Here is an 18,409-nt window from a genome sequence, read left to right as displayed (position 1 = left end):
AGCGTGGCCTGCACGCACGCTATATGATGGCTTCCTAAAGTAATGAACTCTAGGGAGCCCTCGTGAGCCCATTTGCCGCTGCCGACGCCCCGCTGTACGAAGTCAAGGCCAACCTGTTCAAGGGACTGTCCCATCCGGTCAGGATCCGGGTGCTGGAACTGCTCGCGGACGCTCCCGAGGTAACCGTGACCGAGCTGATGAACGAGACGGGCCAAGAGGCCTCCAACCTGTCCCAGCACCTGTCCGTCTTGCGCCGGCACAACCTCGTCCTGGCCGAACGCCGGGGCGTGCAGGTCTTCTACCGCCTGGCGTACCCTCAGGTGGCCGACCTGCTGACCGTTGCCCGCAGCCTCCTGCAGCAGCTCCTGCACACCGCAACGCAGCAACTGGCCGGCTTCGGTGCGGCCGACAACAGCCCGACGGCATCAGCCCGGGACGCGGGCACCAAACCGGAACCGGCGCCATGAAGTCGGTGAGGGCTGCGGCCGCGCTGCTGCCCGGCAAGGCCGATTACGCGCAGCTGCCGCGCACCTGGCGGAACGACCTGGTGGCGGGCGTGACCGTGGGTATCGTCGCCCTGCCGCTGGCCTTGGCATTCGGTGTCAGTTCGGGTGCCGGCGCCGCGTCGGGATTGATCACCGCGATCGTCGCCGGCATCGTCGCTGCCGTTTTCGGTGGTTCCAACATCCAGGTGTCGGGACCCACCGGCGCCATGGTGGTGGTACTTGCGCCGGTCATCGCCAGCCACGGGATATCGTCGCTCGCGCTGCTGACGCTCATGGCCGGCGTCATGGTGGCCGCCGCCGGTGTGCTGAAACTGGGCCGTGCCGTCAGCTTCATACCGTGGCCGGTCATCGAGGGCTTCACGTTGGGCATCGCCGTCATCATCTTCCTGCAGCAGGTGCCGGCCGCCTTCGGGACCGCACCGGGGCCCAGCTCCAACGCGGCCGTGTCGGCGGTCGAGGCCTTGGGCACCGCATCCATGGCGGGCTTGTTCTGGCCCGTCATCCTGGCGGGGATCGTGGCCGGCATCATGGTGGCCGCGCCGAAGATCAATCCACAGCTGCCCGGCTCCATCATCGGGATCATCGTCGCCACGCTTGTGGCCCAGCTGATGAATTTGGACGTTGCACAGATCGGCGAGCTACCCAGCTCCTTGCCGGCCCCGTCCCTGCCCACCCTCGACCTGGCCCTGATGGGCGCATTGGCCGGGCCTGCCCTCACCGTCGCGGCACTTGCTGCCATCGAATCCCTGCTCTCGGCCCGGGTGGCCGCATCCATCTCCGACACGGGCCCTTACGACGCGGACCGGGAGCTGGTGGGCCAGGGCCTGGCCTCGGTTGCCTCCGGCTTCTTCGGTGGGATGCCTGCCACCGGGGCCATCGCCCGGACGGCAGTAAACATCCGCGCCGGCGGGCGGACCCGGGCCTCCGTCGTCGTGCATTCCCTGGTGCTGCTGGGCGTCGTGTACCTGGCGACCGGGCCCGTCTCGCAAATCCCGCTGGCGGCACTGTCCGGCGTGCTGATGGTGACCGCCGTCCGCATGGTCTCGCTGAACACCTTGCGCAGCGTGTTCGGCTCCACCCGGGCGGACACCACGGTCTTCATCGTCACCGCCGTCGTCACGGTATCCTTCGACCTGATCCAGGCCGTGGTGATCGGCATCGTCTTCGCCGGGTTCTTCGCGCTGAGGGCGTTGGGGAATTCCAGCGGAGTCCACCGGGAGGAGATCCCCGGACCGGCCGCAGACGGCGACGAGCAGATCGCAGTCTTCCGGCTCGACGGCGCCCTGTTCTTCGGCGTGGCCGACCGGGTGCTGGATCGAGTCTCTTCCATCCGCAATGTGCAGGTGGTGATCATCCGGATGTCCCAGCTGCAGATCCTCGACGCGACCGGGGCCAAAGTCGTGGCCGACCTGGTCACGGCGCTGGAGCGCCGCGGCGTCACCGTGCTCATCAAGGGCATCCAGGAACGCCATGTGGAATTGGCCCGCCGGGTCGGCGTCTTGGAGTCATTGCGCCACGACAAGCACCTGTTCGGCGACCTGGAAGCGGCGGTCGAGCATGCCCGCAGTCACGTCCGGCGCAACGGCGAAGCCCGGCACGCACAACAGGCCTAAGGCGCACCATCAGGCCCGCCTGCGTCAGGGGCCGTCGGCGGTGACGCCGCGACGCGCATCGCCCGCGGCCCGGTAGGCGAAAACCGTGGCCGCGATGGCCAGCCCGACGGCGATGATTCCGAACGGGTTGCACAGCGCGGTGGACATTCCCAAGGCGGACGGACCGGCAAGCAGCGACATGATGGACGCGCCCTCTCCGGCGCCGCCGCCGAAGTCCGGGACGGTGAAGCCGAAGGCGAACGCCAGCAGCCAGGCCAGCGCCGGCACCACGACGGCCCGCACCGGAAGCAGCCGGCCCCGGCGGGCGGTCTCGAGGAGCTTCACGCCGGTCAGCAACAGCAGGACCAGCAGCACCGGCCCCAGGCTGATGCCCAGCCAGAGCACCATCTGCCCGCCGATGCCAAACAGCACGCGTCCGGCCACCACCCAGAGCGGCACCAGCACCGCCATCGGAATCGCCAGCCAAAGGACCAAGGTGCGGAGAAAACCCTGGCGGACGGCCGAGGGCGGCGGGACGACGGTGCTGCTCATGCCCTCATGATAGGCGTGGTTCCCGGGCTCAAGCCCCTTCGAGCGCCTGTTGCGTGGCCAACGTGACATAGCGCGCGGCCTGGGCCATGGCCTGTTCCCGGCTGCCTGCCGCCTCGACCACGCTGGCGGCCGCGTGCACCCCGTGTTGGGCCAGGCGGTCCGGCGCCAGGTCGATCTGCCCGGCGACGACGACGGCGGGGATGCCCCGGGCTTGGGCACGCCCGGCGACTCCCAGCGGCGCTTTCCCGAATTCGGATTGCCGATCCAGCGACCCCTCGCCGGTCAGGACCAAGTCTGCATCCGCCAGGGCGGCCTCGAGGCCCACCAGGTCCGCGACGACGTCGAACCCCGGCTCCACCCGGACCCCGGCCAGCGCCATGAAGCCGGAGGGGAAGCCGCCGGCCGCGCCGGCGCCCGCCACGTTGACGTCGCGGCCTGTTGCCTTCAGCAGCAGCTGGGCCCAGCGCTGCAGCGCCTCGTCGAGCAACCGCCGCGAGACCGCGTCGGCGCCCTTCTGTTCACCGAAAGCGTGCGCCGCCCCGTCTGGCCCGTACAGCGGATTCGAGACGTCTGCCGCTATCCGGATCACGGTCTCCGCCAGGCGCGGGTCCAGGCCGGAGGTGTCAAGGTGGTCCGCGGTGGCCAGGGCCGCGCCGCCGAGCAGGACTTCGGCGCCGCCGCCGGCAAGGACCTTCAGGCCGAGCGCGCGGAGGGCCCCGGACCCGCCATCGGTCATGGCCGAGCCGCCCACCCCGAGCACAATCTCGGTGGCGCCGGCGTCCAGCGCCGCCTCAATCAGCTGGCCGGACCCGTAGGAGTGGGCCGTGAGCGCCGACTGCACGCTGGGCTCCGTGAGCAGCAAGCCGGACGCCCGCGCGGTTTCGATGACGGCGGTCTTGCCCTCCGGCCGCTCGAGCATGGCCCAGGATGCGGTGACCTCACGCTCCAGCGGCCCCACGACGCGTTCGGTGTGCTCGGCCGCACCGGCGGAGAGGGCAGCCTCCAAGGTGCCCTCTCCGCCGTCGGCAACCGGGAGCAGCTGCACGTGGGCGTCCGGGTAGACCCGCAGCACGCCCTCGGCCATTGCGGCGGCCGCCTCGGCGGCCGACAATGTTCCCTTGAACTTGTCCGGTGCGATCAAGACCTTCATGCGGACTCCCTCTGCGGCCAACTGCCGCGTTCAGCCATCACTTCGGCCAGAATATCGGCGCGGTCGGAGACTATGCCATCCACTCCCAGTGCCAGCAGCCGTTCCATCTCGGCGCGGTCGTTGATGGTCCACACGTGTACCTGCAGGCCGGCCCGACGGCAGCGCCGGACAAACCCGGGCGTGACGACCGTAAACGGACCGTACTTCACCGGCACCTGCACCGCGTGGACGCGGACCAGCCGGGCCATCAGGCCCGCCAGACCTATATAGCCCAGCAAGTATATTGCCAGGGTCGCATACACGCCGGCGGATCCCGCGACGGGCCGGCTCAGGCCGCGCAGCACGCGGAAGCGGCGGCGGTCGGAAAAGGAAGCCACGAGCACGCGGTCGTGCGCGTCGTAGGCCTCGATCAGCCGGGCCAATTCGTCGGCGGCGGCCATGTCCTTCACGTCCACGTTCAGTCGCACGTCCGGCCACGCGGTCAGCAACTCCTCGAACGTCGGGATCGGCTCACCGGAAATCCGGACCCGCGCCAGCTGGCCGGCCGTGTGCTCCGCCAGCTCTCCGCGGCCGTCGGTAGTACGCTCCAGCGTCCGGTCGTGGAAGGCCACCAGCACGCCGTCGCGGGTGGACCTGACATCGGTCTCCAGGTAGGCGTAGCCGAGATCGACTGCCGCGCGGAAGGCCGCCATCGAGTTCTCCCGACCGTCCAAGGAGAAACCCCGGTGCGACATGGCCAGGGGCCGGCCCTGCCCGGAACCGGGAAACGTAGGATTGAGGTACGGGCTGGCGCTGCTCACCTTCGGTACTCTACCGGCCCCGCCACGACCGCCGATGAGGAGGAGTCCATGCGTCTTGCCGTGGTGCAGGCTGCCGGGCTGCTCGGCGACGGGTCCCGGCCGCGGTGCCGGATGTGGCTGGAAGAGGCGGCCGGGCTGGGGGCACGGCTGCTGGTGCTGCCCGCGGGGTTCGCTCCGCATTTCCGCCGCGAACTGGGCGGGCTCGCGGCGGAACACAGGGTCGCGGTGGCGGCCGGCAGCAGCAGCCACGGCAACGGCCCCGAACTGTGGCTGTTCGATGCGTACGGCGGGCTCCAGGCCTGCACGGACGCCGCCGCGGTCGTGCCGCTGGAGGGGCTGCTCATCGGGCTGGCTGCGGAGGACGACGCCGGCTCGGTCGCCCTGCCGGCGCCCGGCACGTCCCGCCGGTCGGTCTCCGACGACGGCGCGCAACTGCTCGTGGTGCCCGGCGGCAGCGGCGGCCGGGACGGCTGGTTCCGTGCACTGGCCCGCCGGGGAGCTTCTGCACAGGCGGTGGCCTGGAGCGGGCCGGGCCACAGCTTCATCGCTGCACCGGGGACGGGTGTGGTGGCCGAGGCCGGCCTGTATGAAGAGCTGATCGTTGCGGACATAGAACCGCCCCGGCGCAGCCGGAGCACCGGCCCCAGCTGGTTCGCCCGCCGGTATCTGGACGAGCGTCCCGAAACCCGGCGGGAGGCGGCGCCCGCCGGAGCGGCGCGAGGCTCCTGACCGCGGGACCCACGCAGGGGTCAGACCCCGCGCGAGGCCTGCCGCCGGTCCGCCAGCCGTTCCTCGATCACCTGGGCGACGCCGTCCTCGGCGAGCGCCGGGGCGCGGAACGGGGTTGCTTCCAGCGCGGTGCGGTGGCCGGAGGCCATCGCGTAGCCGGCCCCGGCCCACCGCAGCATTTCGATGTCGTTCGGCATGTCGCCGAAGGCCACCACGTCCTGGGGGCCGATGCCCAACGAACCGGCGTACTCGGCCAGGGTCACCGCTTTGTTGAGCCCCGGCCGTGCCATCTCCAGCAGCGGGTTGCCGGGGGCAGAATGCGTCACGGCGGCCAGATGCCCCACCGCCGGGCCCACCTCGGCCAGGAAGGCGTCGGGGTCGATGTCCGTCCCCCGGGCCAGCAGTTTCACGACCGAGTCGGAGCGGCGCAGGCTTTCCGGCAACAGTTTGGGCACGGTGCCGTCCAGAAGCTCCACCGAGCCGGGCTGCAGAAAGTTCGGTTCCAGCAGGAATCCCTCGGTCGTTTCCGCCGCGAACGTCACCGCCGGGTGCAGGCCGAGGATGATCCGGCGCACCTCGAGAATGTTCGCGTGGGGCAGCGTCTGCGCCGAGAGCACCCGCTCGGCCACCAGATCGTAGACCACGGCGCCGTTGGAGCAGATCACCCGGCCGCGGTGTCCGATCTGTTCGGCCAGCGGAGTCAGCCAGCGCGGCGGCCGGCCGGTCACGAAGACAATTTCCACACCCGCGGCCGCCGCGCTGCGAAACGCCCGGACGGTGCGGGGGCTGATTTTGCCGTCCCGGCCGATGATGGTTCCGTCGAGGTCGCTGGCGATAAGGCGCATTGCACCAGTCTAGGGATGCCTCCGGCGGCGCAGGCGGCTAGCCCAGCTCGTCGCGGCGCGGCGGATTCGCCCCTGCCCGGGACACCGTGATGGCCGCGGCACGGGCAGCGTGCGCCATCACGTCTTCGAGCGTGGCGGAGCCCATGTCGCGCAGCTTGCCGCGCCGGGCCGAACCGGAGAATCCCGCGTTCAGCAGCGCATCGAGCAGCCCGGACATGTACGCGTCGCCGGCGCCTACGCTGTCAACGACGGCCGACGCCGGTGCCGTGACCTCTGCCGTCCCGGCACCGACCACTCCCCAGCTGCCCTTCGCCCCGCGCGTGACCACTACCGCGGCCGGCCCCCGCTTCAACCACGCACGGGCCGTCTCCTCGACGGTACGGTCCGGGTACAGCCACTGAAGGTCTTCGTCGGAGGCCTTGACCACATCGGCCAGGACCACGAACTTTTCGGCCTGCCGCCGGGCGAAGTCCCGGTCCGTAATCAGCGTGGGCCGGCAGTTCGGGTCGTAGCTGACCAGGGCCCGCGGATGGGCCCGCTGGACGGTCCTGTACACCGTGTGCGCGCCCGGCTCCAGCATGGCGGCGACGGAGCCGGTGTGCAGCCAGACCGTCTCGTCGAGCAGCCGGGGCCGGATCTTTTCGAGGTCCGGCAGTTCCCAGAGCAGGTCGAAAGAGTAATGGGCGGCACCGGCGGGATCCAGGGTAGCGGTGGCAGCGCTGGTCGGCGACGCATCCGGATCCAGCGGCACCAACACGGAGTTGCGGCGCAGATGGCCGTGGACCAGGTCCCCGAACCGGTCCTTGCCGTACCGGCCGACGAACTGGACCGGGTGGCCCAGCCGGGCCAGGCCCACCGCCACGTTCATTGGGCTGCCGCCGACGTGCACCCGCGGGGGCATCGTGTCGGAGCGGACGACGTCCACCAGGGCTTCGCCTATGACCGTGAGCACAGTGCCAACGTAGCAGAGCGCCGCCGGTTGCGGCACCGGCATCAGCCCAGGCCGGCCAGCACCCCGCGGATGCGCGCAAACGCAACAGAGGCAGGATCTATCAGCGCATAGTGGTCCCCGGGAACGAGCACCAGTTCGGCCGTCCCGCCGGCGGCCCGGGCGGCGTCGACGTAGCGCTCGGACAGTTCCCTCGGCACGTCGGCGTCCTGCTCGGCGTGGAAGGCGTAGACGGGGACCGGCAGCGGAACGTTCCGCATGGGATCGGCGAGCCGGTAGGGATGCGCGGCACCTGGATCAGCGTCCTCCGGCCGCCCGAGCAGGTTTTCGACGGCGCCGTCGCTCAGGCCCAGCTCGTGGGCGCGCGCCACATCCAGCACCCCGGACTGGCTGAGCACCGCAGCGAGCTCCACCCGCGGGGCCGCGCCGGGCACCCGCACCCCGGACTCCTCCGACCGCAGCCGGCCCCGTCCGGCCGCCCACACCGCCAGTTGACCGCCGGCCGAATGGCCCAGCCCCACCACCCGCTCGAGCGCAAATCCAGACTCGTGCGCAACGTCGGCGAGCCGGTCGATGCCGGAGGAAACGTCGTCGAACGTCTCCGGCCAGCCGCCGCCATTGCCCGCGCGCCGGTATTCGATGTTCCAGCAGACCCAGCCGCGGCTGGCGAGGTCCCGGGCCAGCGGGCGTCCGAGCTCGGCACCGTAGGCAGCGCGCCAGTACCCGCCGTGGATGATGACGACGACGGCGGTGTGCCGCCGCCGGGCGGGCACATACAGTTCCGCGTACTGGCTGGGATCCGGGCCGTAGCTGTGCCGGGTGTACTCCATCCCTGCACTGTAGCCGCCCGCCGCTAGGGAGCCCCGTTGGAGACGCTGTCCTCCACCTCGCCCGAGCCTTCGGCGCTGCCATCACCGGACATCCCCGCCACGGTGGTCCCCCGGTGGTTCAGCTTCCACGGCGCCGGCACCAGGCGCCCGCCGGCGGAGGCGCGCCCCTCCAGCCGGTCGATCAGCAGGTCCACCACGGTACCCACCAGCGGCTCCGGTCCCACCGAGCTCAGCGGCGGTTCGGAGTGGTGTCCCAGATCCGAGGTGTCCACGCCGATGATCTCCATCTCCTCCGGGATCCGGAGTCCCGCCGCGGTGGCGGAGCCGGAGACGCACAGGGCCTCCAGATCCGCAGTGGTGAAGAACGCCGTGGGCGGATCGGACAACTTCAGCAGCGTGCCGGTCTCCTCGTAGGATTCACGCCAAGACCCGTGCGTTGCACGCACCAGGTTTTCGTCCAATTCTGCGCCGAGGTCGGCCATCGCCTGCCGGAACAACCCCAGCCGGGAACCCCGGGGACCCGGGGCGGGCCCGCCCCGGTGCAGCACGGCGATGCGGCGGTGCCTGGCAGCAAGATACGCAGCCGCCTCGGCGATGCCGACCTCCGCGTCCACTTTCAGCACGTCGAAGCCGTCAGGCTGCAGGAACTGTGACACGACCACCTGCGCCACGCCCCGGTCGGCGAGGTCGCGCAGGGTGTGGTCTTCCTCGGGCGTTTCGGTGCTGAAACCCAGGATGGCCCCGTCCGCGCCGCCGGAGAGCATGAAGTTCCGCCATGCCTCCTGGCCCAGAAGGACCACCACGCGGTACCCGTGCTCCGGCAGCACACGGTTGGCAACCTCCGCCAATTGCCGGTCCCAGGCCGAATCCAGGTTTTCCACCACGACGGCCACGGTGTCCGTCCGCCCGCGGCGCATGCCCCGGGCGGCGTGGTTGGGCACATATCCCAGCGACTTGGCCGCCTCGATTACCCGGGCTTTGGTCGGTTCGCTGATCCTCGTTGAACCCCCGTGCCGGCCGGACAAGACGTATGAGACCGTTGCCAGCGAAACGCCGGCCCGCTCGGCGACGTCGCGAATAGTCGGCTTAAATGAACTCCCCATGATGCAGTTCTGCCTTCTTCCCCAAGAATCATCCCCCGAAACTTCCCCCCAGAAGTTCCCCTTGGTAAAGACTAACGATTCATCGGCAGAATGATAGGGGTAGGGTCAAAATTTTTGAGCGGCAGCTCCGCGGGTCAGGCCTGAATCTGCGGGATTTCGACGACGACATCCGACGGCTTCTTGTCCGGCCGGAAGCCGCGCCAGACCGGGTGGCGGAGCTTTCCGGACCCGGTGCGTTCGCTGAACTGGACCTCGCCGACCAGCGCGGGCCGCACCCAGTTCGCGTCGGAGGCGTCTGCCGCCGGCACGCCCTCCAGCGGCGGGGTCTTGCGTGACATCTTCTTCAGCCGTGCACCGATTTCGGCCAGTTCGCGCTCCGTCAGGCCGGACCCGACGCGGCCGAGGTAGCTCAGCTCCACGCCGTCGGGCACGGCCACCAGCAGCGAGCCGACCTTGCGGGCGCGCGAGCCCTTGCCCGGCCGCCAGCCCACGATGACCACTTCCTGCGTCAGCAGGTTCTTGATCTTGATCCAACTCCTCGTCCGTAGGCCCGGCGCGTAGTTGCTGTCCGTGCGCTTGGCGATAATGCCTTCCAGGCCGACCTCGCGGCTGGCTGCGACCGCTTCGGCCGCGCTGGCATCCAGCTCCGGCGGCACCTGGATATGTCCGTCGTCCGGCGTCTCCACCGCTTCCTTGAGGATTTCCCGCCGCTGGGAGTATTCCAGCCCAAGTGTTGGTGTTCCGTCCAGTTCCAGCAAATCGAAGAGGAAGTACTCCACCGGGTATTTCGCGGCCGCGAACTCGATATCCGCTTTTTTGGTAAGGTTCATGCGGTTCTGCAGGCGGCCGAAATCCGGCCGTCCTTTGGCATCGAGCGCGACGATCTCGCCGTCCAGCACCGCGGTTTGGGCCAGGACGTGGTCTGGCAGGTCGGCCAGTTCGGGGTAGGTCTTGCTCATGTCGATGCCGTTGCGGCTGACCAAGCGCACGGACCCGTCGGCAACGACGGCGACGGCCCGGATTCCGTCCCACTTCATTTCGTAGGCCCAGCCCTCCTCCTCGTCGATGGAGGCCTCGGTGCCCTGCACGGCCAGCATCGGTTTCACCGCTTGCGGCGGCCCGGCGTCGTGCAGTGCGGAGCCGGTATCATCCGCAGGCGCGGCGGTGACGACCGCCCGCCCGGCGCGCCCGGACCCGCCGCCGTCCGCCGTCCCGGCAGCAGGACGCGGCTGGTCCTTCATCAGGTGCATCAGCCAATTGTCCTTGCCGTCCTCGCCGCCGGTGCGGATCAGGGCGTAGCGACGCGGACCGGGGGGCCCGCCGTCGTTCGCCAGGCCGCCGTCGGGTCGTCCGTGCAGCACGATGATGACTTCCTTGCCCTCGCGCCACTTCTCCACTTCGTAGGTGCCGCTGTCCCAGATGGTCATCACCCCGGCGCCGTATTCGCCCTTGGGGATGGTGCCCTCGAAGGTGGCGTATTCCATGGGGTGGTCCTCGGTGTGGACGGCCAGGTGGTTCTTACCGGTCGTGACCGGCGGTCCCTTGGGCACGGCCCAGGACACCATCACCCCGTCATGCTCCAGGCGGACGTCGTAGTGCAGCCGGCGTGCGTGGTGCTCCTGGATGACGAAAACCGGTTCATCGTCCGACTCGCGCCGCTCGATCACCGCAGGCACCGGCTCGGGCGTGCGGTCCGGGTCGCGCATCGAACGGTACGTGCTGAGCCGGTCCGGCCCCGGCTCCGGCAGGGACTGCTCGTCGGCGGTGCCGCCCGCCATGCCGGCCAGCGGGTCGCCGATCTCCTTGACGCGCTCGAGCACCTGCCTGAAGTCGAGGTGAGCCAGGTCCGGGTCTTCCAGCTCGGCCCAGGTTCGTGGCACCGCCACGGTGGGGTGCGGCCGACCGCGCAGGGAGTACGGGGCGATCGTGGTCTTGGCCCAGTTGTTCTGGCTCCAGTCGACCAGCACCTTGCCCGTGCGCAGGGACTTCTTCATGTCGCTGACCACGAGGTCCGGATGGTCGGCCTCCAGCAGGCGGGCGAGTTCGTGGGCCACCTGGCTGACGTCCTCCGAGGTCTGTTTGCCGTCCAGCCCGGCGTAAAGGTGAATGCCCTTGGAACCGGAGGTCACCGGCCTCGGGTCGAGCCCCATCCCCTCGAGGATGTCCTTGATCAGGAAGGCGACTTCGACGCACTCGGCCAGCCCGGCCCCTTCCCCCGGGTCCAGGTCCAGCACCATCCGGTCGGGATTGTTGATCTTGCCGCGCGGTCCGAACTTCCACTGCGGAACATGGATTTCCAGGGCCGCAATCTGCGCCAGCCACGTCAGGGTGGCCCGGTCATTGGCCAACGGGTAGACGTTGATGTTGCTCTTGTGCTCGATGGTGTGCCGCAAGACCCAGTCGGGCGCGGACTTGTCCAGGTTTTTTTGGAAGAACACCTCGCCCGGTTCCTCCGCCGTGCCGACGCCGTGAACCCAGCGTTTGCGCGTCACCGGCCGGTCGGCGGCATGCGGAACCAGGAACTCGGCGATCTCCGAATAGTAGGCGATCACCTCCGCCTTGGTGGTCCCGGTTTCCGGGTACAGCACCTTGTCCAAATTAGTCAGCCTGAGCCGGCGCCCGTCGACGTCTACGGTCTCCTTCTGGCTGGATATCCGGCTGGAATTCTGGCTGGCCATACCGCCAGTCTGTCCGCCGCGCGGCCGGTTGGCTAGGCCCTCGCCTCTGGCTTTGTACCGCCCGCGGGTGTTCACTAGTGGCATGAGAGCCATCTGGAAAGGCGCGGTGGCGTTCGGTCTGGTCAACGTGCCGGTCAAGCTCTACAGCGCCACCGAAGACCACGACGTGAGCCTGCACCAGGTCCATGACAAGGACGGCGGGCGCATCCGCTACCAGCGCCGGTGCGAGGTTTGCGGCAAGACCGTTGACTACCAGAACATCGACAAGGCGTACGACGACGGTGAGCACACCGTGGTGATCACGGACGAGGATTTCAAGTCCCTGCCGGTCGAAAAAAGCCGCGAGATCGAAGTCGTCGAGTTTGTCCCGAGCGACCAGATCGATCCGATCATGTTCGACCGCAGCTACTATCTGGAGCCGGATTCGAAGTCGTCCAAGGCCTACGTCCTGCTCCGGCGGACCCTGGAAGAGACGGACCGCACGGCCATCGTGCAGTTCGCGCTGCGGCAGAAGACCCGGCTGGCGGCGCTGCGGGTCCGCGGCAAGGTCCTGATGCTGCAGACCCTGCTGTGGGAGGACGAGGTACGGGAGGCCAGCTTCCCGTCGCTCGAGGAAACCGTGCGGATCTCGGCGAAAGAGAAGGAGATGTCCGCCGCGCTGGTGGAGTCGTTCTCCTCCGACTTCACGCCCGGGGACTACACCGACGAGTACCAGGAACAGCTGCGGACTCTGATCGAGGCGAAGCTGGAGCAGGGCGAGGCGCTGGATACGGCAAAGACCTTCGGCACGGACGAAGAGGAAGAAGGCGGCAAGGTCCTGGACCTGATGGAGGCGCTGCGCCGCAGCGTCGAGCAGAACCGGGAGGCCAAGTCTTCCGCCGGCTCCTCGAAGAAGAAGAAGTCAGGCTCCAAGTCCGAGGCGTCAAAGGGCGCCTGACGCGCGGTAAACGGACGACGACGGGGCGGGGGACGACGGCGGGGCGGGGCCCAGCCCGCCGGGACCGCCTGCCGCTCCGCTACTGCCGGTAGTTTTCCACTTCCCCGGCCGGCCGGGTCTCAGCTTCGCCCGGGTCCTCGCCGGCCTTGCGCTTGGCACGGCGCTGGCGCAGCAAGTCCCAGCACTGGTCCAGCTGCTCTTCCAGGCGGCGCAGCTCGGCGGCGCGGGCGGCGGCCTTGTCCGGCTCCTCCGGTGCGGAGTCGCGCAGTTGTTGTTCCTTCTCGACCAACGCGCTGATGTACTTTTGGATGTCCTGGTCCATGGCACGCCCCTCCGGCGGTAGTCACCTCAGGCTACGTCGCACGCCATCGGCAGGCTAGGGCCGCCGCCTCCTCAATGGACTGAGTTCTGTGGTTGACTTCCTGCAGGGCAATCCCGGTGGCGGGCGACGTGGAGGAACAGAAGACTCATGGCATATGGCGAGCTCGACACCTCGTCCGGGGTACCCCTGTATCGCCAGATCAGGGAAATTCTGCGCAGGGAAATAGCCGAGGGGATCGCTGATCCACGGAAGCCAATGACCGAGGCGCAGTTGCTCAGCCGGTTCGAGGTCAGCCGGGCGCCCATCCGGCAGGCACTCCAGGAGCTTGCCAGCGAGGGGTACATCTACCGGAAACAAGGCAAGGGGACGTTCCCGGTCATCGGCACCAGGGTCCAGCGGCCGGCCGACGTGCGCTCGGGGGCCCTGTACCAATACCTCGCCGAGAGCGGACTGCATCCGACGGGGAAGGTCGCCGGCATCGAACGGGTGGAACCGCCCGGCCGGATTCGGGACCTCCTGGGACTCGAAGCGCACGAGCGGCTCCTGCATTTCACCCGCCTGATCTCGGTCGAGGATGAGCCCCTCGTCGAAGCCGACGTCTACATTCGGGCGCCCGGGGACTTCAGCCCCACCGCCGCGGAACTGGAACGCGTTGGCTCCGCCTTCGAACTCCTCAAGAAAGAGTTCGGCATCGCACACGTCCGCGCCGAGCACGAAGCCTGGGCAACCGCGGCCACCGCCGAACAGGCCGCGACCTTCGGGGTCGCCGTGGGGAGCCCGTTGCTCGTCATCGAGACGGTCTTCTTCACCACGGGCGACCTGCCCGCCGGATGGCGCTCCGCAGTGCACCAGGCAGACAAATTCAAGTACCGGTTCAGCACCGGGCAGTAGGCCGCGACCGCGCGGGAAATCCACCCCGTCAGCCAAAACGAACCGAGATGTTTTCCGGTCAATTGCCTTGACTTTGGCACTACATCATGTAAACCTAGTTGACAGGTAATCAAGGTCACATCAGCGGGAGCCCGCGGCCGTTAGCGGACGCCGGGCCTCCCGATGGGCTCCTCCTTCGTTTACTGCCGCCTGCACCGGTTTCGGCGAGGAATGAATCCAGAGGTCGCGGTGCATGATCCTTCCCCGCGTGACGTCTGCATGGCGTGGCGTCAGACGAAAGGTTGTGCCAATGACGGATACAACAACAACCCCCCACCCGACGGCCAATACCGTTCTTGGCCCCGTTCCCGCCCACGAACTGGGTGTGGTCGCGGTCCACGAGGCCCTGCTCTCGGTGGTCCCGGGAGCCCAGTACGCCCCGGACATCAGCATGGACCGGGCGGAGATCTTCGAGGTCCTGGCCGGAAAGCTGACCGACTTCCGCGCGGCCGGCGGCCAGACGATCGTGGACAGCACCGGCATGTTCCACGGCCGCGACGTGAAGCTGTACGAGGCGCTCTCGCGCTCGACCGGCGTGCACATCATCGCTTCCACCGGCATGGGGCCGGAGGAAATGCTCGGCGGCTACTTCCTCACCCCGCAGACCAACCCGCCGACCCCGTGGCCGGCCGAAAAGTTCGCCGACCTCTTCTCGAAGGAAGTCAGCGAGGGCATGGTGGTCCCGCGGGTCGAGCGCCGCGGAGCCGCCGGGCTGGTCACCAGCACCGCAACCCGCGAGGGCATGACCCCCACCGACGAGAGCTTGTTCCGCGGGGCGGCCCGGACCGCCCTGGCCACCGGCATCCCGGTCTCCATCCGCTACGGCGCCGACGCCCTGCACGACCTCGACGTCGTCCTGGACGAGGGACTGCCCGCCGGGCGGGTGCTCGTCGGCGGCCTGGACCGCCAGGACGCCGCGGCCGCCGGTGCGGCGCTTGAGGTGGCCCGCCGCGGTGCCTTCGTGGGCCTGGACCACGTGGGACTGGACGACGACGGCGGCTACCTCAGCGACCGCGAGCGGGCCTCACTGGTGCTCGAGCTGGTCGGGGCCGGCCACACGGACCAGGTCATCCTCTCGTCCAACGCGATCGGCGTGGCCAAGGGGCAGCCGGACTACGACCTGCCGTTCAGCCACGTGTTGACCACCTTTGTCCCCTTCCTGAAATCACTGGGCCTGGGCGACGACGACGCCCGCCGCATCCTGGTGGACAATCCGCGCAACCTGCTGGCTGTGCGCTGAGCACCGCGGCCCGCCATCAACAAGCTTTCGAAACCCTGAGGTGAAGGAATGACCAAGGTCAACACCGTGCTGGGAACAATCCCGGCTGAAGAACTGGAAATCGTGGCAGTCCACGAACACATCGGCTACGGCATGCCCGGCTCCGAGCTCGACACGCGATGGTGGAAGTCGCCGGAGCAGGCCTACGAAGAAACCGTGCCGAAGCTGCGCAGGTTCCGTGAAAACGGCGGCGGCACCTTCGTGGACGCCACCGGCATCTGCAACGGCCGCGACGTCGACTATTACAAGTCCCTCTCGGCCAAGACCGGCGTCCACATCGTGGCCTGCACCGGCTTCGTGGGCGGCGACACCGCCCTGCCGCACTTTGCACGGGCGTCGGTGGACTACCTGGCGAAGGTTTTCATCCACGAAATCACGGTGGGGATCGGCGACACGGGCGCCAAGGCCGGCGTCATCAAGGTCGGCGTGAGCCGCGGCGGCAAGATGACCGAACTCGACAAGCGGATCTACCGCGCCGCCGCCCGCGCCGCCGTCCTCACCGGGGTCCCGATCCTCACGCATCTGGCGATCGACCCCGAGCCCGCCGTGAACATCTTCAACGAGGAGGGCCTCCCGTTGGATCGCGTCCTCTTCGGCCACGCCGACGACGGCCTGAACGCACCGATCACGCCGCACGACTGGATTTACGAGCAGGGCGGCCGCATCGGCTTCGACACCTTCGGGTACGACCTCGAACTGCCCGACCCGCCGTTCTGGGGCCGCAAACGCGCCGAACGCATGGAGCACTTCGTCAAGCTGGTGAACAAGGGCTACGCGGACAAGCTGCTCGTCTCGGCAGACGCCAACTGCAGCCCGCTGGGCTGGCCGGGCGTGAAGGGCCACACCATCAACTACATCTTCGACGACATGCTCCCGGACATGCGCGCCGCCGGCATCGACGACGCCACCATCAAGCTCCTCCTCGAGGACAACCCGGCCGATTTCCTCTCCATCAAGGCCTGACCCGCATCACTCCATCCGGCGTCACGCGCCGGCTCCGCTGCCGCCTACGAGGACGGCGGCGACTCCAACCCAACACTCACCCCGAGGACGCCTGCACCGGCGCCCAGTGAAGGAACAACAGAACAATGCAGACTTCCGACATCCAGAACCTGAAGGTGGCCGTCGTGGGCGGCGGCTACGCCGGCGCTTCCGCTGCCCTGGCACTGCTGCAGCTCGGCGCCGACGTGCACGTCTACGAGCAGGCCCCCGAGCTTGGCGAAGTAGGGGCCGGCATCGGCCTGCGCCCGCCGACCGTGGAGGTGCTGCGCAAGTGGGGCGTGTTCGAAGAATTCGAGAAGGTCTCCGCCCCCTCCGAGGCCATCGAGGTCTACCAGGCCAACGGCGAGCTCATCGCCCGCGACCCGTGGCCGGGCATCAACGAGTACGCCCAGACCAACCACTGCCGCATGGTCCACCGCGGGGACGTCATCGAGACCCTCCTGCGCCTGCTGCCGGCCGAGCGGGTTCACATCGGGCACAAGATGATCAGCATCGCCGACAAGGGCAACTCCGCCACGGTGAAGTTCGAGAACGGCGTGGAGGTCACAGCCGACCTGGTAGTGGGCGCCGACGGCATCCGCTCCAGCGTCCGCAACCAGATCTTCGGTGAGGTCCAGCCGGTGTTCTCCCACACTATTGCCATGCGCGCCGTCATCTCCGCCGACGACGCCTACGGCCTGGTGGAGAATGACAACTTCCGCGTTTACGTGGGCCAGAACGGCACCACCGTGTACTTCCTGCCGCTGCGCCACCGCAACCAGGTGTCCTTCGACATCACCGCCCCGAGCGACGACACCGCGTGGGCGCCGGAGGTCACGCACGAGTACATCGGGTCGCTGCTGGAGGGCTTCGACGAGCGCCTGCAGAAGATCGGCCAGGAACTGGACATCGCCTCGATGACGAACCGCGGTGTCTACGACATCGACAAGCAGCCGACCTGGCACACGGACAGCGTTGCCCTGGTGGGCGACGCCGCGCACGCCATGCTGCACCACCAGGGCCAGGGCGCGAACTCCGCCATGCAGGATGCGGCCTGGCTGGCCGACGCCATCAAGGACGGCTCCGACCTGCAGGACGCCCTGCGCACCTACCAGGCCAAGCGCAAGCCCATCACCGACGTGCTGCAGGACATCTCCCGCAAGCCGTTCGACATCGGTGACTCCTTCCCGGAGACCACGTCCTTCGAGAAGGGGGCTGGTGTCGAGTGACAATCCACCCCGAGATCGGCAAACTCCTCGCCACGCTGCCGCCGTTCGACCACGGCACGCGCCCAGACCCCGAGGCAAAGCGCGCGGGCGACCTGCAGTTCGTCGCGCCGCCGGAGGAACGGCTGCCGCTGCGCGCCGTCGAGGACACCGTTGCGGCCACTGAAGCGGGCGAGGTCCCGGTGCGGATCTATACCCCGGCGGAGGCGGAGTCCTACGGGCTGCTGGTGTACTTCCACGGCGGCGCATTCTTCTCCGGCAGCCTGGAAACGCACGACCATGTCGCGCGGGCGCTGGCCAAGGAGAGCGGCTACAAGGTCATCTCCGTCGGCTTCCAGCTGGCACCCGAGGCCGCCTTCCCGACCAGCCTGCAGGAGTGCTACGGCGTGGTCCGCTGGGCCGCCGAGCAGGGCGGGAGCCTGGCCTGGGATGGCAAGAACCTGGCTTTGGCCGGCGACAGCTCGGGCGCCAATTTCGTGGCGGCGGTGACGGCGATGGCCCACGACGAGGGCTTCGACCGGATCACGCACCAGGTCCTGTACTACCCGTCGCTGGACCTGGACTTCGACGAGGACCGCTACGCCTCGCTGTGGGAGAACGCCACCGGCTACGGCCTGGAGACTCCTGCACTGAAGCCATGGAACTCCTTCTACCTCGAGAGCGGCGCGGACCCGGCCGACCCGCTGGTCTCCCCGATCAAGCGCGAGGACCTCACCGGCCTGCCGAAGGCCCTGATCATCACCGCCGAGTACGATCCCCTGCGCGACGAGGGCGAACTCTACGGCCGGCGCCTAAAGGAGGCCGGCGTCGACACCACCGTCAGCCGCTACGCGGGCGCCAACCACGGCTTCGTCCAGAACTTCTTCTGGATCCCGGACATGTACCGGGCCTACCAGGAAACGGGCGAGTTCCTTAACCGGGGCTGACACCGCCCGAACGCAGCGGCGGGGGGGGGCCCCCCCGGCGGGGCGCCGGCGCCGGGGTGGGGGGGGGGGGGGGG

General features: G+C 68.8%; 18 protein-coding genes. 9 read left to right on the top strand and 9 right to left on the bottom strand.

What is annotated here, in order from left to right:
- The first annotated feature begins 62 nt into the window (after positions 1–62).
- Together AC5RTY_RS15565 and AC5RTY_RS15560 are read left to right on the top strand one after the other, a co-directional pair.
- Entirely contained in the window at positions 63–467 is a 405-nt protein-coding gene (locus AC5RTY_RS15565) for an ArsR/SmtB family transcription factor (RefSeq protein ID WP_494024898.1), read from the top strand.
- A complete protein-coding gene (locus AC5RTY_RS15560) occupies positions 464–2,119 on the top strand; it encodes a SulP family inorganic anion transporter (protein ID WP_494024899.1) in 1,656 nt (551 codons plus the stop codon). Before AC5RTY_RS15565 ends, AC5RTY_RS15560 begins: the two co-directional genes overlap by 4 nt.
- Positions 2,120–2,143: 24 nt before the next feature.
- Here the strand turns inward: AC5RTY_RS15560 and AC5RTY_RS15555 are convergent, their stop codons facing one another.
- From AC5RTY_RS15555 to AC5RTY_RS15545, 3 genes are read right to left on the bottom strand one after another with little or no spacing between them, the layout of a single operon-like run.
- The gene (locus AC5RTY_RS15555; RefSeq protein ID WP_494013398.1) at positions 2,144–2,650 is read right to left on the bottom strand and encodes a hypothetical protein; all 507 of its coding nucleotides are present in this window, start codon (positions 2,648–2,650) and stop codon (positions 2,144–2,146) included.
- A 28-nt stretch (positions 2,651–2,678) separates the two neighbouring features.
- Complete coding sequence (locus tag AC5RTY_RS15550) at positions 2,679–3,800, bottom strand: glycerate kinase (RefSeq protein ID WP_494013399.1); 1,122 nt, start codon at positions 3,798–3,800, stop codon at positions 2,679–2,681.
- Positions 3,797–4,600, bottom strand: a complete 804-nt coding sequence (locus AC5RTY_RS15545) for a glycerophosphodiester phosphodiesterase family protein (RefSeq protein WP_494013400.1) — start codon at positions 4,598–4,600, stop codon at positions 3,797–3,799. Before AC5RTY_RS15545 ends, AC5RTY_RS15550 begins: the two co-directional genes overlap by 4 nt.
- A gap of 48 nt (positions 4,601–4,648) precedes the next feature.
- Here AC5RTY_RS15545 and AC5RTY_RS15540 point away from each other — a divergent pair, with 48 nt between their 5' ends.
- Positions 4,649–5,329: a hypothetical protein gene (locus AC5RTY_RS15540; protein WP_494013401.1), complete on the top strand. Its 681-nt coding sequence runs from the start codon at positions 4,649–4,651 to the stop codon at positions 5,327–5,329.
- Between the two features lie 20 nt (positions 5,330–5,349).
- Here the strand turns inward: AC5RTY_RS15540 and AC5RTY_RS15535 are convergent, their stop codons facing one another.
- From AC5RTY_RS15535 to AC5RTY_RS15515, 5 genes are all read right to left on the bottom strand, one after another.
- The gene (locus AC5RTY_RS15535; RefSeq protein ID WP_494139891.1) at positions 5,350–6,174 is read right to left on the bottom strand and encodes an HAD family hydrolase; all 825 of its coding nucleotides are present in this window, start codon (positions 6,172–6,174) and stop codon (positions 5,350–5,352) included.
- A gap of 37 nt (positions 6,175–6,211) precedes the next feature.
- Complete coding sequence (locus AC5RTY_RS15530) at positions 6,212–7,126, bottom strand: carbohydrate kinase family protein (RefSeq protein WP_494013403.1); 915 nt, start codon at positions 7,124–7,126, stop codon at positions 6,212–6,214.
- A gap of 41 nt (positions 7,127–7,167) precedes the next feature.
- Positions 7,168–7,953: an alpha/beta hydrolase gene (locus AC5RTY_RS15525; protein WP_494013404.1), complete on the bottom strand. Its 786-nt coding sequence runs from the start codon at positions 7,951–7,953 to the stop codon at positions 7,168–7,170.
- A gap of 23 nt (positions 7,954–7,976) precedes the next feature.
- On the bottom strand, positions 7,977–9,056 hold the full coding sequence (locus AC5RTY_RS15520) for a LacI family DNA-binding transcriptional regulator (protein WP_494001897.1): 1,080 nt from the start codon (positions 9,054–9,056) through the stop codon (positions 7,977–7,979).
- Positions 9,057–9,190: 134 nt separating this feature from the next.
- The gene (locus AC5RTY_RS15515; RefSeq protein ID WP_494139890.1) at positions 9,191–11,734 is read right to left on the bottom strand and encodes an ATP-dependent DNA ligase; all 2,544 of its coding nucleotides are present in this window, start codon (positions 11,732–11,734) and stop codon (positions 9,191–9,193) included.
- Between the two features lie 82 nt (positions 11,735–11,816).
- On the opposite strand from AC5RTY_RS15515, the gene ku reads away from it, so the two are divergent.
- Positions 11,817–12,671, top strand: a complete 855-nt coding sequence (gene ku, locus AC5RTY_RS15510; protein ID WP_494001895.1) for a non-homologous end joining protein Ku — start codon at positions 11,817–11,819, stop codon at positions 12,669–12,671.
- Between the two features lie 79 nt (positions 12,672–12,750).
- Here ku and AC5RTY_RS15505 read toward each other — a convergent pair whose 3' ends face one another.
- Positions 12,751–12,993 (bottom strand): DUF2630 family protein, encoded by a 243-nt coding sequence (locus tag AC5RTY_RS15505; protein WP_494001894.1) that lies wholly within the window; start codon positions 12,991–12,993, stop codon positions 12,751–12,753.
- Between the two features lie 147 nt (positions 12,994–13,140).
- Here AC5RTY_RS15505 and AC5RTY_RS15500 point away from each other — a divergent pair, with 147 nt between their 5' ends.
- The 5 genes from AC5RTY_RS15500 to AC5RTY_RS15480 all read left to right on the top strand — a co-directional run bounded on the left by AC5RTY_RS15500 (position 13,141) and on the right by AC5RTY_RS15480 (position 18,335).
- Positions 13,141–13,884 carry a GntR family transcriptional regulator gene (locus AC5RTY_RS15500; protein WP_494013406.1) on the top strand — a complete coding sequence of 248 codons (744 nt, stop codon included), beginning with the start codon at positions 13,141–13,143 and terminating at the stop codon, positions 13,882–13,884.
- A 289-nt stretch (positions 13,885–14,173) separates the two neighbouring features.
- The gene (locus AC5RTY_RS15495) at positions 14,174–15,163 is read left to right on the top strand and encodes a phosphotriesterase family protein (protein WP_494001892.1); all 990 of its coding nucleotides are present in this window, start codon (positions 14,174–14,176) and stop codon (positions 15,161–15,163) included.
- A gap of 48 nt (positions 15,164–15,211) precedes the next feature.
- The gene (locus tag AC5RTY_RS15490; protein ID WP_494001891.1) at positions 15,212–16,165 is read left to right on the top strand and encodes a phosphotriesterase family protein; all 954 of its coding nucleotides are present in this window, start codon (positions 15,212–15,214) and stop codon (positions 16,163–16,165) included.
- A gap of 125 nt (positions 16,166–16,290) precedes the next feature.
- Positions 16,291–17,412: an FAD-dependent oxidoreductase gene (locus AC5RTY_RS15485; RefSeq protein ID WP_494049171.1), complete on the top strand. Its 1,122-nt coding sequence runs from the start codon at positions 16,291–16,293 to the stop codon at positions 17,410–17,412.
- On the top strand, positions 17,409–18,335 hold the full coding sequence (locus tag AC5RTY_RS15480) for an alpha/beta hydrolase (RefSeq protein WP_494049172.1): 927 nt from the start codon (positions 17,409–17,411) through the stop codon (positions 18,333–18,335). The genes AC5RTY_RS15485 and AC5RTY_RS15480 overlap by 4 nt, the downstream gene beginning before the upstream one ends.
- Positions 18,336–18,409 lie beyond the last annotated feature (74 nt).

It is taken from the genome of Arthrobacter sp. Y3224055 (assembly GCF_059090825.1).
Note: the sequence above shows the minus strand (reverse complement) of the source record. Positions and strands in the feature narration are given on the sequence as shown.

Excerpts from the sequence above, each read along its gene's own strand:
- AC5RTY_RS15540 (WP_494013401.1), top strand. The coding sequence starts at position 4,649 with ATGCGTCTTGCCGTGGTGCAGGCTGCCGGGCTGCTCGGCGACGGGTCC.
- AC5RTY_RS15520 (WP_494001897.1), bottom strand. The coding sequence starts at position 9,056 with ATGGGGAGTTCATTTAAGCCGACTATTCGCGACGTCGCCGAGCGGGCC.
- AC5RTY_RS15560 (WP_494024899.1), top strand. The coding sequence starts at position 464 with ATGAAGTCGGTGAGGGCTGCGGCCGCGCTGCTGCCCGGCAAGGCCGAT.
- AC5RTY_RS15535 (WP_494139891.1), bottom strand. The coding sequence starts at position 6,174 with ATGCGCCTTATCGCCAGCGACCTCGACGGAACCATCATCGGCCGGGAC.
- AC5RTY_RS15505 (WP_494001894.1), bottom strand. The coding sequence starts at position 12,993 with ATGGACCAGGACATCCAAAAGTACATCAGCGCGTTGGTCGAGAAGGAA.
- AC5RTY_RS15500 (WP_494013406.1), top strand. The coding sequence starts at position 13,141 with ATGGCATATGGCGAGCTCGACACCTCGTCCGGGGTACCCCTGTATCGC.
- AC5RTY_RS15515 (WP_494139890.1), bottom strand. The coding sequence starts at position 11,734 with ATGGCCAGCCAGAATTCCAGCCGGATATCCAGCCAGAAGGAGACCGTA.
- AC5RTY_RS15490 (WP_494001891.1), top strand. The coding sequence starts at position 15,212 with ATGACCAAGGTCAACACCGTGCTGGGAACAATCCCGGCTGAAGAACTG.
- ku (WP_494001895.1), top strand. The coding sequence starts at position 11,817 with ATGAGAGCCATCTGGAAAGGCGCGGTGGCGTTCGGTCTGGTCAACGTG.
- AC5RTY_RS15495 (WP_494001892.1), top strand. The coding sequence starts at position 14,174 with ATGACGGATACAACAACAACCCCCCACCCGACGGCCAATACCGTTCTT.
- AC5RTY_RS15555 (WP_494013398.1), bottom strand. The coding sequence starts at position 2,650 with ATGAGCAGCACCGTCGTCCCGCCGCCCTCGGCCGTCCGCCAGGGTTTT.
- AC5RTY_RS15525 (WP_494013404.1), bottom strand. The coding sequence starts at position 7,953 with ATGGAGTACACCCGGCACAGCTACGGCCCGGATCCCAGCCAGTACGCG.
- AC5RTY_RS15550 (WP_494013399.1), bottom strand. The coding sequence starts at position 3,800 with ATGAAGGTCTTGATCGCACCGGACAAGTTCAAGGGAACATTGTCGGCC.
- AC5RTY_RS15485 (WP_494049171.1), top strand. The coding sequence starts at position 16,291 with ATGCAGACTTCCGACATCCAGAACCTGAAGGTGGCCGTCGTGGGCGGC.